Source organism: Streptomyces sp. PA03-1a (genome assembly GCF_033792805.1).
Classification (GTDB): Bacteria; Actinomycetota; Actinomycetes; order Streptomycetales; family Streptomycetaceae; genus Actinacidiphila.
In genome coordinates this window covers 1-1,008 of sequence record NZ_JARAVO010000487.1, presented here as the reverse complement: position 1 = coordinate 1,008, position 1,008 = coordinate 1, and the positions used below count along the sequence as shown (strand labels likewise).

At 67.2% G+C, this 1,008-nt stretch carries 1 protein-coding gene; it reads left to right on the top strand.

Annotated features, from left to right (window positions below):
* The first annotated feature begins 57 nt into the window (after nucleotides 1–57).
* A protein-coding gene (locus tag PV341_RS45075; protein ID WP_500337458.1) for an IS5 family transposase occupies nucleotides 58–989 on the top strand; the annotation gives its coding sequence in 2 pieces (ribosomal slippage) (nucleotides 58–471 and nucleotides 474–989; 930 coding nt in all).
* Nucleotides 990–1,008 lie beyond the last annotated feature (19 nt).

The following is a 1,008-nucleotide window of genomic DNA, read 5'->3' as shown; positions in this document are numbered from 1 at the left end:
CTAGGACTTGTCCGCCCGATCATGTGACTACTCGCCGTCCAGGTCGTTGATGTGGACATGGGGCGGGGTGATCTGACAGACGCAGAGTGGGAACGGCTGCGGCCGTTCCTGCCGGTCAGTAACCGGCGTTGTGGCCGGTGGCGGGATCACCGGCAGGTCATCGACGGGATTCTGCACCGGGTGCGGACTGGTGTGCAGTGGCGTGACCTGCCGGAACGGTTCGGGCCGTGGAAAACGGTCTATGAACGGCACCGGCTGTGGTCGGCGGACGGGACGTGGGAACGTCTGCTGCAGCAGGTCCAGGCCGCCGCGGATGACGCGGGTGAGATCGACTGGGACATCTCGGTGGACTCCACCATCGTTCGCGCTCATCAGCACGCCGCCGGCGCCCGCACCGATCCGCCGCCGATCCCGGCATCAAAGGGGGCCGAGCAGGCAGAACACCAGGGCGAAACAGCGTGGCAGAGTCTGCACGCCCGCCTGGTGGAGGTGGTGCAGGAAGTGAGGGCCTGGGCCGCTCGCGGGGCGGGTTCACCAGCAAACTCCACCTGAGCGCCGACGGCCGATGCCGCCCGCTGTCCCTCATCGTCACACCAGGCCAGCGGGCGGACTGCACCCAGTTCACGAAGGTGCTGGACAAGATCCGCATTCCCAAGCTCGGCCCGGGCAGGCCCCGCAAGAAACCCGACAGCCTTGCCGCGGACAAGGCCTACAGCAACGGACCCATCCGCAAGTACCTGCGACGCCGGGGAATCCGGCACACCATCCCGGAGAAGGCTGACACCCAGGCCGCCCGCCTGCGCAAAGGCTCACGCGGCGGACGGCCACCCGCCTTCGACGAAGAGCGCTACAAGAAGCGCAACACCATCGAACGAGCCATCAACCGACTCAAGCAGCACCGGGCCGTGGCCACCAGATACGACAAGCGCGGCTACGTCTACCTCGGCACCGCCACCGCAGCAGCACTCGCCATCTGGCTCCGCACATGATCGCCCGGACAAGTCCTAG